Annotated in this window: 14 protein-coding genes and 1 other annotated feature; of the genes, 1 reads left to right on the top strand and 13 read right to left on the bottom strand. The window is 32.5% G+C overall.

Annotation, left to right across the window (positions count from 1 at the left end; translation table 11 throughout):
* Window positions 1-63: 63 nt before the first annotated feature.
* The 4 genes from radC to ISP08_RS05950 form a co-directional block, all read right to left on the bottom strand.
* The gene (gene radC / locus ISP08_RS05965; protein ID WP_195718029.1) at window positions 64-741 is read right to left on the bottom strand and encodes a RadC family protein; all 678 of its coding nucleotides are present in this window, start codon (window positions 739-741) and stop codon (window positions 64-66) included.
* The gene (locus ISP08_RS13025; RefSeq protein WP_195718028.1) at window positions 731-1,441 is read right to left on the bottom strand and encodes a prepilin peptidase; all 711 of its coding nucleotides are present in this window, start codon (window positions 1,439-1,441) and stop codon (window positions 731-733) included. The genes radC and ISP08_RS13025 overlap by 11 nt, the downstream gene beginning before the upstream one ends.
* Window positions 1,442-1,606: 165 nt before the next feature.
* Window positions 1,607-2,869: a bifunctional folylpolyglutamate synthase/dihydrofolate synthase gene (locus ISP08_RS05955; RefSeq protein WP_195718027.1), complete on the bottom strand. Its 1,263-nt coding sequence runs from the start codon at window positions 2,867-2,869 to the stop codon at window positions 1,607-1,609.
* An 11-nt stretch (window positions 2,870-2,880) separates the two neighbouring features.
* Window positions 2,881-5,511, bottom strand: coding sequence for a valine--tRNA ligase (locus tag ISP08_RS05950; protein WP_195718026.1), 2,631 nt, complete (start codon window positions 5,509-5,511; stop codon window positions 2,881-2,883).
* 38 nt (window positions 5,512-5,549) lie between these two features.
* Window positions 5,550-5,774: a binding site (T-box leader), on the bottom strand.
* 57 nt (window positions 5,775-5,831) lie between these two features.
* On the opposite strand from ISP08_RS05950, the gene ISP08_RS05945 reads away from it, so the two are divergent.
* Window positions 5,832-6,395 carry a DNA-3-methyladenine glycosylase I gene (locus tag ISP08_RS05945; protein ID WP_195718025.1) on the top strand — a complete coding sequence of 188 codons (564 nt, stop codon included), beginning with the start codon at window positions 5,832-5,834 and terminating at the stop codon, window positions 6,393-6,395.
* Between the two features lie 35 nt (window positions 6,396-6,430).
* Here ISP08_RS05945 and ISP08_RS05940 read toward each other — a convergent pair whose 3' ends face one another.
* From ISP08_RS05940 to clpX, 9 genes are all read right to left on the bottom strand, one after another.
* Window positions 6,431-7,504: an AbrB family transcriptional regulator gene (locus ISP08_RS05940; protein WP_195718024.1), complete on the bottom strand. Its 1,074-nt coding sequence runs from the start codon at window positions 7,502-7,504 to the stop codon at window positions 6,431-6,433.
* A gap of 149 nt (window positions 7,505-7,653) precedes the next feature.
* Window positions 7,654-8,937, bottom strand: coding sequence for a glutamate-1-semialdehyde 2,1-aminomutase (gene hemL, locus ISP08_RS05935; RefSeq protein WP_195718023.1), 1,284 nt, complete (start codon window positions 8,935-8,937; stop codon window positions 7,654-7,656).
* Window positions 8,938-8,949: 12 nt separating this feature from the next.
* On the bottom strand, window positions 8,950-9,927 hold the full coding sequence (hemB, locus tag ISP08_RS05930; RefSeq protein WP_195718022.1) for a porphobilinogen synthase: 978 nt from the start codon (window positions 9,925-9,927) through the stop codon (window positions 8,950-8,952).
* A gap of 1 nt (window position 9,928) precedes the next feature.
* Window positions 9,929-10,606 carry a uroporphyrinogen-III synthase gene (locus ISP08_RS05925; RefSeq protein ID WP_195718021.1) on the bottom strand — a complete coding sequence of 226 codons (678 nt, stop codon included), beginning with the start codon at window positions 10,604-10,606 and terminating at the stop codon, window positions 9,929-9,931.
* Window positions 10,607-10,623: 17 nt separating this feature from the next.
* Window positions 10,624-11,550: a hydroxymethylbilane synthase gene (gene hemC, locus ISP08_RS05920; protein WP_195718020.1), complete on the bottom strand. Its 927-nt coding sequence runs from the start codon at window positions 11,548-11,550 to the stop codon at window positions 10,624-10,626.
* Window positions 11,551-11,599: 49 nt separating this feature from the next.
* Window positions 11,600-12,421, bottom strand: a complete 822-nt coding sequence (gene ccsA, locus ISP08_RS05915) for a cytochrome c biogenesis protein (protein ID WP_195718019.1) — start codon at window positions 12,419-12,421, stop codon at window positions 11,600-11,602.
* A gap of 20 nt (window positions 12,422-12,441) precedes the next feature.
* Window positions 12,442-13,779, bottom strand: coding sequence for a glutamyl-tRNA reductase (hemA, locus tag ISP08_RS05910; protein WP_195718018.1), 1,338 nt, complete (start codon window positions 13,777-13,779; stop codon window positions 12,442-12,444).
* 168 nt (window positions 13,780-13,947) lie between these two features.
* On the bottom strand, window positions 13,948-14,535 hold the full coding sequence (gene yihA / locus ISP08_RS05905; RefSeq protein ID WP_048793481.1) for a ribosome biogenesis GTP-binding protein YihA/YsxC: 588 nt from the start codon (window positions 14,533-14,535) through the stop codon (window positions 13,948-13,950).
* Between the two features lie 146 nt (window positions 14,536-14,681).
* Window positions 14,682-15,944, bottom strand: a complete 1,263-nt coding sequence (gene clpX, locus ISP08_RS05900; protein ID WP_195718017.1) for an ATP-dependent Clp protease ATP-binding subunit ClpX — start codon at window positions 15,942-15,944, stop codon at window positions 14,682-14,684.
* Window positions 15,945-15,964 lie beyond the last annotated feature (20 nt).

Genomic DNA, 15,964 nt, shown 5'->3' with positions numbered 1-15,964 from the left:
AATGTAAAATCAAAATATTAAGATGAGTAAAACATAATTAACTTAGTTATTTATCACCATCAACTATTCAATATAACCGTTCTCTACTAAACTTAAATAGCTATTATGTCCAATAATAATATGATCTAATAGCCCTATTCCTATAATTTCACCACATTCAATTAATCGCTGAGTTGTTTTTATATCTTCAGTTGAAGGTGTCACATCTCCAGATGGATGGTTATGGGCTACTATAATTGCATGACTTGACCATTTTATAGCTTCACAAAATATTTCACGTGGATGGATGATTGAAGAATTTAAAGTTCCTTTAAATATTGTTTTCTGTTTAATGATAATATTTTTAGAGTTTAAAAATAACGCTACAAAATGCTCTTGTGGTAGATGTTGCATTTCCCCCATTAAATAGTTTGCTACGTCCGCAGGTTTTTTAACTTTCACTTGTGACTCTATACTTCCAGAGTGCATTCTAATTCCAAGTTCAAATGCCGCTTTCAGTACAATCGCTTTGTATAAACCGATACCTTTTATTGCTTTTAAATCGAATATAGACATTTGTTGTAAATGTTTTATATGAGTTACTTTATTTAACAATTCATTTGCAATATCTAAACTTGAACTTCCCTTTCTACCTGTATTCAGTAGAATTGCTATAAGTTCAGCATTTGATAAATATTTTTCTCCTTTTTCTAATAACCTTTCTCTAGGTTTTTCAGAATTGGCTAAATCTTTAATATTCAATAATATCGCCCCCCATGTTTAAAAATGGATAACATAACGCAACAATGTTAAATGCGCAAAAAATAAATGGCACTAGTGGTATTCTCAATTTAAATGACCGTTTTAAAACGATATAAAAAATTGAAAAGCAACCACCTGTTAAAAAGGTCAACCATAGTATTAAGAAAAAAATAGTGAATGGTAATATAAAAGATAATAATGCGAAGATTAGAATATCTCCATAACCGATACGATTTTTACAACAATAAAACATCAGGTGTAAAAATAATGTTATGAAACATCCTTGTAGAAAATAAAAGGAGCCTAAAATAAAGGTAGTTATCAGTACAATGATAGGTATATGTATAGGAATTGAATAAGTTTCTATATCATAGAGGGCTAAAACTAATAAACTAAAATATATTAATAATAAAACTGCACTTTTAACTGGTAACGCAGTAAAGTTTAAAATAATTAATGAACCACAAGATAATAACTCCCCTATAACATAACTATTACTTAGTTTACGATTACAACACTGTGTTTTTCCTCGTAACATTATAAAGTTGAATATTGGAATTAATTGTAGCCATGATATTGTTTTTTGACAAAAATCACATTTTGAACGCATCAATAAAAATTTAAATGTAAGAGCTTTAATGTTTGTAATTTGGTATAAAAAACTAAATAAAATTGGACATAAAATAAGTTGTATTAACATTTATCACACCCCAATATCATTTTAAGTTGATTAAGTATTCAAAATTATAGCACCATAGCATATACATAAGAAGATAATTCTCACTAAATAAATTATGGAGACTGATTATTTTAACAATATAAAAACCCGTTTAATTAAAAGTAGCTAATTAAACGGGTTAATCTATTAAAAATTCACTTTTGCTTTTACTTCGCTTATAAAATACAAGCTTCCGGTAATAATCAATGCATGACCGCTATAGTTTTCAATAAAGGATGCGTAATCATCAACAAGTTCTTTCTGTTCAAAATTAATTTCATTGCTTATGTCTTCTTTAGTCATAGCTTTCGGGAAATCGAATTCTGTAATGTAAAGATTTTGAGTAATTGGCATCAGTTGTTCTAACATTTCGTTTACTGGTTTACCTTTTACCGCTGAAAATAGTATATCAACCTGCTCAAGATGATAATAATCTTTAATTGTATCTATTAAAGCCTCTACACTTTCATTATTATGTGCGCCATCAATTATCATTAATGGTTGGTCTTTAACACGTTCGATACGTCCACTCCAAGTTACACTTTCAATGCCATCAATCATTTTATTGAAGTCTAAATCGACACTTCCTGCTTCATTTAGTTCAAGTAATGCTGTAATAGCCAAAGCAGCATTTTCTTTTTGGTGTTCACCTAACATGTTTAACACTAAAGTTTCTAATTCATAATTTTTGTAACGATAAGTAAATTCATCACCTTCAGAAACTACTGTAATATCTCTATCTAATTCAATAGCTTTGGCGTCATTCATTTTCGCATTGTGTCGAATCACTTTTAATGCTTCATCATTTTTAACAGCGTAAATTATTGGTGTATTGGGTTTAACTATTGCCCCTTTATCTTTAGCAATGTCTACATAACTATCTCCTAAAATGTCTGTATGATCTAAGCCAATACTTGTTAATATTGTAAGTATAGGATTGAAGACATTAGTCGAATCATTCTTCACGCCTAAGCCCGCTTCAACAATCACAAAATCAACAGGATTTATTTCACCAAAATAAACAAACATCATCGTTGTGATAATTTCAAACTCAGTAGCAGTTCCTAAATCAGTTTCTACTTCTAAAGCCTCACTTACTGGCTTGACGATTTGCACCAAATTCACAAGTTCATCATCACTGATAGGATGCCCATTTAAACTTATACGTTCGTTAAATGTTTCAATAAAAGGTGAAGTAAAAGTACCAACTTGATAGTCATTATTTACTAAAGCCGAACGGATATATGCAACTGTAGATCCTTTACCATTTGTTCCACCTACATGAATGCCATTAATTTTAAATTGTGGATTGTTTAATTTGGCTAGCATCCATTGCATTCGTTTAACGCCTGGTTTGATTCCAAATTTATTACGCTCATGTATCCAATATAAGCTGTCTAGGTAATTCATGTTAAAGGCTCCTATGCTTTCAATTGATTTATTCTTAATTTTACACCATCATACTTCTCTTGATAAGTTTGTTTTTTCTCACGTTCTTCGTTAATAACTTTTTCAGGTGCTTTATTGACGAAGTTTTCATTAGCTAATTTTTTGTTTACTCTATCTAACTCTTTTTGCCATTTCTCTAATTCTTTTTCTAAACGAGCAATTTCTTTATCCATATCGATTAAACCTTCAAGTGGTAATACTACTTCACCTGCAGACGTCACAGAAGTCATGGCTTTTTCAGGAATAGTAATATCAGTATCAATAACTAATTCGCTTGGATGACAGAAACGATCAATATAATTCGCATTCGTTTCTAAAGTCGACTTAATATGATTGTTTTTAGCTTTTATAAAGATAGGAATAGCTTTAGATAGTGGTGTATCAACTTCTAGACGTGATTGACGTACTGATTTAATAATTTCTACTAATTGTTCCATCGTTTCTTTACTTTCACCAAATGAAAACTCTTCACGTACAGTTGGCCATGAAGCGTGCACGATTGTTTCCCCTACGTGAGGTAAGTTTTGCCAAATTTGTTCAGTTACGAATGGCATAAATGGATGTAACATTCTCATTGTATTATCCAATACATAAGTTAACACAGAACGTGTTGTTTGTTTTTGAGCTTCATTATCACCATTCATAGGGATTTTACTCATTTCTATATACCAATCACAGAAATCATCCCAAATAAAGTTATATAGCGCTCTGCCTACTTCACCAAATTCATATTTATCACTTAAATTCGTTACGGTTTCAATTGTCTCGTTTAATCTTGTTAGTATCCATTTATCCGCGAGTGATAAGTTACCAGATAAATCTACTTGGTCTACAGTAAATTCATCGCCAATATTCATAATACTGAAACGTGCAGCATTCCAAATTTTATTGATAAAGTTCCACACTGATTCAACTTTTTCAGTAGAATAACGTAAATCATGACCTGGCGAAGAACCTGTTGCAAGGAAATAACGTAAACTATCTGCACCATATTGGTCGATAACGTCCATTGGGTCAACGCCGTTACCTAATGATTTACTCATTTTACGGCCATCTTCTGCACGTACTAATCCATGAAGTAATACGTCATTAAATGGTCTGTTTCCAGTAAACTCTAATCCTTGGAAAATCATACGAGCAACCCAGAAGAAAATAATATCATAACCCGTTACTAGCGCATTTGTTGGGAAGTAACGATTGAAATCTTCTGACTCAGTGTTTGGCCAACCTAACGTTGAAAATGGCCATAAAGCACTTGAGAACCAAGTGTCCAATACATCTTCATCTTGCTCCCAATTTTCAATATCAGTTGGTGGTGTTTCAGAAACTAACAATTCTCCAGTTTCTTTGTGATAATATGCTGGTATTTGATGACCCCACCATAACTGACGAGAAATTGTCCAATCTCTTATTTCTTCCATCCAACGGTTGAATGTATTTTCAAATCTGGAAGGTACAAATTCAATACGATTGTCAGTTTCTTGATTATTTAAGGCTTGTTCAGCCAATGGTTTCATTTTAACGAACCATTGTGTAGATAAATAAGGTTCTACAACGGCACCAGAACGTTCAGAATGACCTACTGAATGTTCATGTTCTTCAATTTTGATTACTAAATCTTGTTCAGTTAAGTCTTTGACGAGTTGTTCACGGCATTCAAAACGATCTAAACCAGCATATTTACCAGCTAATTCATTCATTTTACCTTCTTCGTCCATAACATTAATACGTTCTAAATTATGTCTATTGCCAATTTCAAAGTCGTTAGGATCATGTGCTGGCGTTACTTTCATTGCCCCACTACCAAATTCCATATCTACATACTCATCTGCCAAAATAGGTAATGTTTTGCCAACGATTGGTAGCGTTACATTTTTGCCTATTACATCTTTATAGCGTTCGTCATTTGGATTAACAACGATAGCTGTATCACCCAGCATAGTTTCTGGACGAGTTGTTGCTATTTCAATATAGCCATCTTGGTCAGCATACGGATATTTGAAATGATAAAACTTACCTTGTACATCCTCATGAATAACTTCGATATCAGATAATGCAGTTTTTGCCACTGGATCCCAGTTAATAATATATTCACCACGATAGATTAATCCTTTGTTATACATATCAACAAAAACTTTTTTAACTGCTTGGCTTAAACCATCATCAAGCGTAAAACGCTCTCTACTATAATCTAAACCTAAACCTAATTTAGACCATTGTTGTCTAATGAAGTTTGCATATTCTTCTTTCCAGTCCCACGCTTTTTCTAAAAATTTCTCACGACCTAAATCATGTCTAGACATACCTTGTTCATTTAATTTAGCTTCTACTTTAGCTTGCGTAGCAATACCTGCATGGTCCATACCAGGTAAATATAACGTGTCGTATCCTTGCATACGTTTCATACGCGTTAATATATCTTGTAACGTCGTATCCCAAGCATGACCTAAATGTAATTTACCAGTTACATTAGGAGGTGGAATAACGATTGTATATGTTTCTTTAGTATCATCTTCTTGTGCTTTAAAATATCCATTTTTTACCCATTCATCATAACGACCCGCTTCTACTTCTTGCGGATTGTATTTAGGTTTCATTTCCATATAATTGCCTCCTTAAAATAAAAACACCCACCCTATAAATATAGGACGGATGTTCCGTGGTACCACCTAAATTCAAGAAATTTATCGTTTCTTGCACTTAATTTCGATTAACGCTCAAACACGCTTTAACCTAGTCACATTAATAATGAGTTCAGTTAAAGTTCAATGTGGGCTACCTTCAACACTAGAAAATATACACTCTCACCATACGTGTACTCTCTAAAATTTTCTTTGCATTTACTCTTCCCAATGACTAATTTAATTTACTTAATTATAGTATAATGTAAACAGTAATAAGTCAATGAAATGGAGTGAAATTTATGAATCCTTGTGCATTCGGCACTAAAGATCCTATTTACCTAGAATACCACGATACTGTTTGGGGCCAACCAATGTATGATAGCTTGCAATTATTTAAATTAATGGCATTAGAATCACAACATGCCGGTCTTTCATGGCTCACAATATTAAAAAAGAAAGCATCTTATGAACAAGCATTTTATGATTTTGACCCAGTTAAAATTGCAAAGATGACAGAACAGGATATTGATTCATTAATGGAATTTCCTAACATTGTACATAATAGAAAAAAATTAGAAGCAATAGTGAATCAGGCTAAAGGATATTTTGACATTGAAAAAGATTATGGGAGTTTCAGTGAATTTTTATGGTCATACGTAAATCATAAACCGTATGATTTACAATATGAAGAACCTAGTGAACGTATCACCGTAGATGAAACGGCGACGCAATTGTCAAAAAAACTAAAACAGTATGGTTTTAAATTTTTAGGACCAGTCACTGTATTTTCTTTTTTGGAAGCCGCCGGTTTATACAATGCACATTTACAATCATGCCCTAGCAATCCGAAGAACTTAACATAAATAAAATTAAAACCAAGGATAATCATTGCTAATGATTATCCTTGGTTTTTTGACGCACGATAGCGTAAATAATAATTTAATAATGGGGCGATTAAAAATAGTATAAAAAATATTCTAAAGATGTGATAGCTTGAAATCATTGGTACATCTGCCCCTGTTTCAATAGCTACCAGTACAATTTGGTTCATTCCTCCGGGAGCTGCACCTAAAAACAGATCATTTATCATATTATTAGTAAATAGTGAAATGACATAAACCATTACAAGTGCGAGCAATATTAATAGCACATTTTGTACTGCTATTGCGACCGCTATTCGCCCTTTCATTTGGTCTAATAATTTCGCTATTTGATTACCAATTCTTATCATATAGATGATTTGTGCCCCTGCAATAATATAATTATCTAACGTAAAAGTTACACCTGTAATTAAATTCCATCCAATTAAAACGACAATAGGTGCTAACATTTGCTTTGTTGGAAAATTGATTTTTCCCATTACATAATAAACTAAGGCAATTAAAATAATCAACGTAAGTATGTTAGTCAAAGTCAACGCTTGCGTTAAGTTATGATGTACTTCAGTCCCACTAGAATGACTGCCTCCTGGCGTTTTAAAGAAATAAGAAATAAATGGCACTAATACAACAACAAATATAATTCGAGAAGTCTGTGTTAGACTTACAACCATAATATTCGCTTTTTTATCTTCTTCAGCCATGACTAACATTTGACTTAAAGCACCCGGAATGACGCTTAATATGGCAGTTTCTGTATTGACCTGCGCTATTTTTTTAAATAATAAGGCAATTAATAATGACAGTAATAATAATAAAACTGTTACTAAAATAATAGTAAACCAATCATCTTTAATGTCATAAATAACACTTTTAGTAAAAGTGGAACCTATTTGAACCCCTAATAAAATTAGGCCGAGTTCGCTAAGCCAAAAAGGCCATTTTATTTCTAAACGTAATATTTTAACGACGATAATAGTTGCTATAATTGGACCAAACATAAATGGCAATAACACATGTGCTACGTGTAACAACAAACTCAATATAATCGCTAAAGCTAAAACTATGAGATTATTACGAAAATACTTTGTCATATCTCTTCTCAACTTTCATTGTAATACCGTAATTTTCAATCGATTAAGTTGATTGTATCATACTATGAGATTCATAAAATAGCTTAAAATATTTTATAATAAAAGCATCCAAATAGTACTTCTACTATATGGATACTTAGTTATTATATTTAAACAATTCTACTTAGTGCGGTATCAAAAGCTTGCACTGTTTTATTAATATCTTCTTCAGTATGTGCAAGAGATAAAAATGTACCTTCAAATTGTGAAGGTGGTAAGAACACGCCTTCGTTAGCCATTTCTCTATACATCTGACTAAATAACTCTAAGTCACTTGCATTTGCTTCATCAAAGTTTGTAACTGGGCCTTCGTTTAAGAAGTAACCAATCATAGATCCTGCACGATTAACTGTTATTGGAACATTATGTTTAGCAAAAACTTCTTTTAATCCATTTTCTAATATATCGCCTAGATGATTAAAGTAATCATAAGATTCCGGCGTTAATTGACTTAATGTTTCATAACCACTTGTCATTGCTAATGGATTTCCAGATAATGTACCAGCTTGATAAATATCACCTGCTGGGGCTATTTGATTCATAATTTCTTTTTTACCACCGAAAGCACCTACTGGTAAACCGCCACCAATAACTTTACCTAAGCAAGTTAAATCAGGTGTTACATTAAAGTAACCTTGTGCACAATTATAACCTACTCTGAAACCTGTCATCACTTCATCAAAAATTAATAGTGAGCCATATTCAGTCGTAATGTCTCTTAAACCTTGTAAAAAGCCTTCTTGTGGAGGTACTACACCCATGTTACCCGCAACAGGTTCTACAATTACACCTGCAATGTCATCGCCAAATTGTTCGAAAGCTGTACGTATTGCATCTAAGTCATTATAAGGTACTGTAATCGTATTTTTAGCAGTGCCTTCAGGTACCCCAGGAGAATCAGGCAAACCTAAAGTAGCCACTCCAGAGCCTGCTTTGATTAATAATGAATCACTATGGCCATGATAACAACCTTCAAACTTAACTATTTTATTACGACCAGTGTAACCACGTGCTAATCTTAAAGTGTCAAGCGTAGCTTCAGTACCTGATGAAACCATTCTTACTTTTTCAATAGAAGGCACTCTATCAATAACAAGTTGCGCTAAGTCATTTTCTTTTATTGTAGAAGCACCAAAACTCGTACCCTTATCCACAGCAGCGTGTAATTGATCGATAACTTGCTTATTTTTATGTCCTAAAATTAAAGGTCCCCAACTTAATACATAATCAATATACTCATTTCCGTCTATATCATATATTTTTGAACCTTCACCATGGTCCATAAATATGGCAGGCGTATCAACAGATTTAAAAGCTCTAACCGGGCTATTAACGCCACCAGGCATTAAATCTTTTGCAATGTCCATTGCTTGTTCGGATTTTTCGTAACGCATTAAAATTCCTCCTTATTGTTCATCTAAATAACGGCAAATATCTTTTGCAAAGTAAGTAATGATTAGATCCGCGCCAGCACGCTTCATTGAAATCATTTGTTCCATTACTACTGCTTTTTCGTCTATCCATCCGTTTAAGGCAGCTGCTTTAGTCATACTATATTCACCACTTACATTATATGCAACAACTGGTACGTTTGTTGCATTTCGTACATCGCGAATAATATCTAAAAAGCTTAATGATGGTTTTACTATCATCATATCTGCACCCTCAGCTAAATCACTGTCTAATTCTCTTAATGCCTCACGTCTGTTTGCAGGGTCCATTTGATACGTTTTACGATCACCAAATTGTGGTGTAGATTCTGCAGCATCTCGGAATGGGCCGAAGAAACTAGATGCATATTTAATACCGTAACTCATAATAGGTACATTTTCATAACCAGCTTCATCAAGACCATGTCTAATTGCTGTAACAAACCCATCCATCATATTACTAGGTGCAATAATATCTGCGCCTGCTTCTACTTGAGAAATAGCAGTTTTAACTAATAAAGGAAGCGATTCATCATTATCGACATCATGTGTATGTTCATTAATCACACCACAATGACCATGATCAGTGTATTCACATAAACAAGTATCAGCTACGATTAATAAATCACTGTACATAGATTTAGCTTTTCTAGTAGCTTCTTGTACAATTCCATTATGGTCATAAGCACCTGTACCTTCAGCATCTTTTTCATTAGGAACACCGAAGAACATAATCGCTCTAACGCCTAAGTCATATGCTGCTTTTATTTCTTCGCCAACTAAATTCAAACTTAATTGATAAACGCCTGGCATTGATGGGATTTCTTCCTTAACATCATCACGTTCTACAACAAAGATTGGATATATTAAATCATCTTTTCTCACATGTGTTTCACTGACTAAATTTCTCATAGTTTTTGATGAGCGTAATCTTCTATGTCTATCAAATTCCATTTTACTCCCTACTTTCTAATACTTTATCTACTAATGCGTCCAACGTTTGAATGTCCGCAATGGGCGCATTGATTCCAAATTGTTCAATCGTTTTAAATGTTTGTCGTCCTATCACAAAATAGTTATTTTTTGAGTTATTAATTTTTGCTTCATTAAAAAAATACCTTATTGCGGAAGAACTCGCAAACGTTACGGCATCTATTTTTTCACCATTTATTAACTGTTGCAATTTATAAATATTTTCGGTGAAAGGTACCGGTCGATATAAATCTATTTTGACGACATGTGCGCCTCGTTCATTTAATTCAGTGTGTAAATTAGGTCGTGCGTATGCACTTGAAGGGATAATAATATTTAAGCCTCTGATGTTTTGGAAATATGTTAACAAACCTTCTTGTGAATAATCTTCAGGACAATAGTCTACGTGTATACCTAATTGCTGACAATACGCTTTGGTTTTCTCACCTATTACTGCAACGTTATCGACTTGTATAGCATCTATATGTTTATAAAAATGTGTAACTGCATTTTTAGACGAAAAAATAAGCCAGTCAAAATGTGAATCGAGAATAGAGTAATCAAATGACATAGGTTCAATTTTAATCATCGGTAAATGGATAGTATCAACCTTATCATTCGTATAATTACTCGTTTGCGTCATCACAATAACTGGTTTCATATTTTCACCTCAAAAGGTTAATTTTCTTCGTTTAATGCCTTAATAATTTCGTATGCCCCTTGCTCGTTCAACACTTCACTTACTTGCTTACCTAATGCAACGGGATCTTTACCATGCACTGTGTGTTCATATCTTTCAGAACCATCTGGTGTCATGATTAAACCTGTAAATTCAATCGTGCCGTCTTGTTCAATTGTAGCATACCCACCAATTGGAACTTGGCAACTACCATTCATTTCTTTTAAAAATGTGCGCTCTGCCGCAACACAATTAGCTACTTCTTCATTGTGTACTTTAGCTAAAAGGTCTAACAATTCTGTATCGTCAGCACGACATTCAATACCTAAAGCGCCTTGTCCTATCGCCGGTACTAAAGTATCTTTGTCTAAATAAGTTGTGACGATATCATCAGACCAACCCATACGTTTTAATCCAGCAGCAGCTAAAATTATAGCGTCATAATCTTCATTGTATAACTTATTTAACCTCGTATCTATGTTACCTCTTATCCATTTAATTTCTAAATTAGGATATTTTGCTAAAATTTGCGCACCACGTCTAAGTGAACTCGTACCAACGATACTACCATCAGGTAAATCTTCTAAGGTTACGTGGTTTTTTGCAATGTAAGCATCAAATGGTATTTCTCTATCAGGAATACAACCTAACGTTAAACCCTCTGGAATTACACTAGGAACGTCTTTTAAAGAATGAATCGCCATGTCAATTTCGTGATCAAATAGTTCTTGCTGAATTTCTTTAACAAACAATCCTTTACCGCCAACTTTAGATAATTGTCTATCAACAATTTTATCTCCTTTAGTGACTATCTCTTTTATTTCAATTTCTAAGTCAGGATTAACTGCTTTAAGTTTATCTATAAATTGTTGACTTTGCGTTAAAGCTAGTTTACTTCTACGTGAACCGACGACTAATTTTCGCATTTTATCTGTTCCACCTTTTCTATATCAACATGTATTTCCAATGAATTTATTAGTGAAAACTTGAAATACTTGGACCGAATAATAAATTAATTATGCATAAACAAAATAAGACAATATTAAAATATATTAGCTTATGTTTTGATTGAAGTTGTTTTACTCTAAATAAAATATATAGCGCATATAAAATAGCGATAATAAACGAAAAAATCACTTTCTTATCAATTAAGGTAGTAAAACCAATTGTATTTAGACCCCATTGTGCGCCCAAAATAAGACTTAAAATTAATAAAATAAAACCTACTAATGAGCTGTAAAATACAATTTGCTCTAAAGTAGCAACGCTGCCTAACCGGAAATATTTTTGAGTAAACCGTTTTTGTTTCAAATTATTATACTGAATTAAATATAGAATACAATTAACGAAAGCTAAAGTGAAAAGTGCATAACTGACTGTAGCAAAACTTATATGCACTATTAATAGTTCGTTAATAACAGTCATTTTCTCGCCTTTTGCCAAATAATTCATTGGTTGGAAAGTATTTAATGCAATTAATACAAAACCAACCAGATTAAATAAAAATATGGAAAAGTCGATAGGTCTAATGACATTAATGACTATTGATATTGAAATAATTAACCATGTAATGATAAATAAAACATCAAAAATATTACTTAACGGTACTGATCGCGTTTGATTGATAAATAAAGACAAAGAGATTGTTTGTAATACCCAAACAATCCCTAAAGAAATAAACCCTAATCGTCTTATCTTAAAATTCTTCCTGAAAAAATCATAAAAATAACAAGAAATACTGACAAAATAAATGAATAAAATAATTTCATGAAATCTTATAAATAAACTATCTTGCATAGCATCACCATTTAAAGGGCTTATTCAAAACTTAGAATTCGACTTAATCTATCCTCAGTTTTAGTATTTTTACTTTTTTCTGGATATGGATTTTCAGCCTCAATATCAAATATATTTTGAAATAGCTCTAATTTTTCATTACTTTTCTTATCATTACTTAACTCTTTAGCCTGCTTTATAGGGTCTTTTAACATTTGATTAATAATACTTTTTGTATGTTTAGAAACGATTTTGCGCTCATGTTCTGATAGGTTTGGTAGTTTTCTATCGATACTATCCATCGTATCAGATTGAATTGTCATTGCTTTTTCTCTTAAAGCTCTAATGACAGGTACTACGCCTAGCATATTAACCCATTCATTGTGGCTAGCAATTTCATTTGGAATGTTTTGCGCAATTGCATCAGCAGACATTTGTCTTTCTTTTAAATTCGCATCGACTAAACCTTTCAAATCATCTACATCATAACTAAATACTTCTGATAGCTGACTTACTTCAGGATCAATATCTCTAGGAACCGCGATATCAATCATCACTAATGAATCTAATTTTCTTTGCGTGTTAATCTCCGACATCATTTCGCTCGTAATCATATAATCTTCTGAGCTAGTAGAACTGATTACAATATCAGTTTGTGATAATAAGTCGGGTAGCTGTTCAATATCAGCATAGTTAACAGCATGCTTACTTGCAAGTTTTTCAGCATTTTCAACCGTTCTATTCACTACTGTTATATCGTTAACATTTGAACCTAGTAAATTTAATAAAGACAATTCGCTCATTTCTCCAGCGCCTACGACTACAGCTTTTTTATTTGCTAATTTGCCAAATACTTTTTTAGCTAATTCAACTGCAGCATAAGATACGCTTACTGCATTATCTGCTATATCCGTTTCGTTATGTGATTTTTTAGCAAAAGTAATTGCTTGTTTAAATAAATGATTGAAAATAGTCCCCGTAGTTGCTTCCTCTTGGGCAATAAAGAACGCGTCTCTAACTTGACCAAGAATTTGTGTTTCTCCTAAAACGATAGAATCTAATCCTGAAGCTACACGCATTAAATGATTTACTGCATCGTCCCCAATGTGTACTTCAGTCATATCTTTGATTTCTTCGACATCAAAACCGAAAGAACGCGCTAAAAATCTTTGCATATAATAGCGACCCGTATGAATTTGGTCAACAATAGCGTACACTTCTGTACGATTGCATGTGGAAACTATTACATTTTCTAAAATAGATTTTGTTTCAAATAAATCAACATTAGCTACGTGTATGGTATTGTCTTTGAAAGCAACTTTTTCTCTTAATGCTACATCTGCTGTGCGATGGTTTATACTAATCGCAATAAAATGCATTTATAACGCCCTCCATACATATTACAATAAGTAAATTATAACATAACTATGACATGAGTTAAGCAAGTTGCCCATGTAAATTAGAAGAATTATTATTAAATTCAAATATTTGTCAAATTTAGTCTTATGTACATATTATTTAGAATAATGATTATCAGTTAATAATAATTATAAATAATTTTCTATAGCTTGCCAAATTAATTTTTGCTTATTATTTTTTACCGATGAATAACTAATAATACTGTCTGAAGGTTCCATTTGTAGCTTTTGTTGAATATTATCGAGATGTTTTTGTACTTTACCTTTGGCAATTTTGTCTTCTTTAGTCGCTATTACAAGTGTCGGTATTTCATAATACTTTAAAAAGTCATACATTAAAATATCGTCTTCAGTAGGATTATGTCTTAAATCGACAAGTTGAATTACGAGTTTTAGTGAATCACGTTGGGTAATGTACTGTTCGATCATTTTACCAAATGCTGCACGTTGTTTTTTACTCACCTTCGCATAACCATAACCCGGCACATCCACAAATACGAGCTGATTATCGATATTATAAAAATTTAACGTTTGTGTTTTTCCTGGTTGCTGTGAAGTACGTGCCATATTTTTTCTACCTATCATACTATTAATAAAAGAAGATTTACCAACATTAGAACGACCACTTAAGGCAACTTCACTTAAACCCGTTTCAGGATATTGCGATTGGTTTACTGCGCTTATTAATATTTCAATTTCATTAGGATTAATATTCATTATTGACCCACTTTCTACTTGTTTAACTCATTCATTATAGTATAGAATGTCATATTTTGCGATGTGTTTAACAAAAATTTAACCACTTATGTAAAAAGACCGAGACAAAAATATTGTCCCGGTCTTTTAAAAATATATTTACTGCGTTATGCAGAAGTTGGTTCATTATTTACTAAATTACCGTCTTTATCATATAATTCAGGGTTCTTTTCTTCATTGATAGTGTCTTCAGTAATGACAACTTTAACGACACCGTCAGAAGATGGAACATCATACATGATATCAATCAATGCTTCTTCAATAATTGAGCGTAAACCACGCGCACCAGTTTTTCTTTCAATTGCTTTATTACTAATCGCCGCTAACGCGCCTTCAGTAAATTCTAATTCAACATCATCTAATTCAAGCATTTTAACATATTGTTTAACTAACGCATTTTTAGGTTGCGTTAAAATATTTTTCAATGCTTCAACGTCTAATGTTTCTAGATTTGCTACGATTGGTACACGACCAATAAACTCTGGAATTAAACCGTAAGATTGTAAATCTTCAGGTCTAATTTGTTCTAAAATAGCATCTTCATCATATTTAGAAGCCTCACTACTAGAGAATCCAATTACTTTTTCACCAAGTCTTCTCTTGATAACTTCATCAATACCGTCGAAGGCGCCGCCTAAAACGAATAAGATATTAGTTGTGTCAATTTGAATTAACTCTTGGTTTGGATGTTTACGTCCACCTTGTGGAGGAACGCTTGCAGTTGTACCTTCTAATATTTTAAGCAATGCTTGTTGTACACCTTCACCAGAAACATCTCTTGTAATAGAAGTGTTTTCTGATTTACGCGCAATTTTATCGATTTCATCGACATAAATAATACCTTTTTCTGCTTTATCAATATCAAAATCAGCAGCTTGTATTAAACGTAATAAGATATTTTCTACATCGTCACCTACATAACCAGCTTCAGTTAAACTTGTAGCATCTGCAATTGCAAATGGTACATTTAATGTTTTTGCTAAAGTTTGTGCTAAAAGTGTTTTACCACTACCAGTTGGTCCAATTAAAGCAATATTACTTTTTTGTAATTCAACGTCATCTTCATTTGGTCCCAACTGTTGAATACGTTTATAATGATTATATACTGCAACTGCTAAAGATTTTTTAGCTTTATCTTGTCCAATTACATAATCATTTAATTGATCCATAATTTCTTTTGGTGTAGGTAATTCAGTTAAGCCCTCTGGTTCTGCTTGAGCTAATTCTTCTTCTACGATTTCTGAACATAATTCAATACATTCATTACATATATATACGCCACTACCAGCGACTAATTTCTTAACTTGATCTTGATCTTTACCACAGAAAGAACATTTTAAATTTTCTTCATCTTCATTGAACTTGAACATTCTATTTACACCCCTATTCC

This window comes from Staphylococcus lloydii (assembly GCF_015775975.1).
GTDB classification, from domain to species: domain Bacteria; phylum Bacillota; class Bacilli; order Staphylococcales; family Staphylococcaceae; genus Staphylococcus; species Staphylococcus lloydii.
The sequence above is the reverse complement of the archived record's forward strand: the minus strand, read 5'-3'. Positions and strand labels throughout refer to the sequence as shown.